1 protein-coding gene is annotated in these 452 nt (G+C 65.3%); it reads left to right on the plus strand.

Features of this window, described 5'->3' with window-relative positions; genetic code table 11:
- Nucleotides 1–452 (plus strand): glycoside hydrolase family 3 N-terminal domain-containing protein (locus AACY49_RS31010; RefSeq protein WP_339528137.1); only part of this gene is annotated, 452 nt, incomplete at both ends.

Consider the following 452-nt stretch of genomic DNA (forward strand, 5'->3'; position numbering starts at 1 on the left):
TGCAATACCATGCACCCGCCGATGCGCATAGCGGCTCGGCCGGTTATGTGCCGGCGATCGCACGGCTCGGCATCCCGGCGCAGCATCAGACCGATGCCGGGGTCGGCGTTGCCACTCAGGGCGGTGCCCCGGTCAAGCGCGAGCGTACTGCGTTGCCCTCCAACCTTGCGACGGCGGCAAGCTGGGACGTGGCGATCGCGCGCGCCGGGGGCGCGATGATCGGCGATGAAGCGCGCCGGTCGGGCTTCAACGTCATGCTGGCAGGTGGCGTCGATTTGCTGCGCGAGCCCCGCAACGGCCGCAATTTCGAATATGGCGGGGAGGATCCGCTGCTGGCCGGTACGATGGTTGCCGAACAGGTGATCGGCATTCAATCGAACCATATCGTCTCGACGATCAAGCATTACGCGATCAACGACCAGGAGACCGATCGTAACGCCGGCAATTCGGTG

It is taken from the genome of Pseudomonas sp. EL_65y_Pfl2_R96 (assembly GCF_963970905.1).
In the GTDB taxonomy this organism is placed as follows: Bacteria; Pseudomonadota; Gammaproteobacteria; order Pseudomonadales; family Pseudomonadaceae; genus Aquipseudomonas.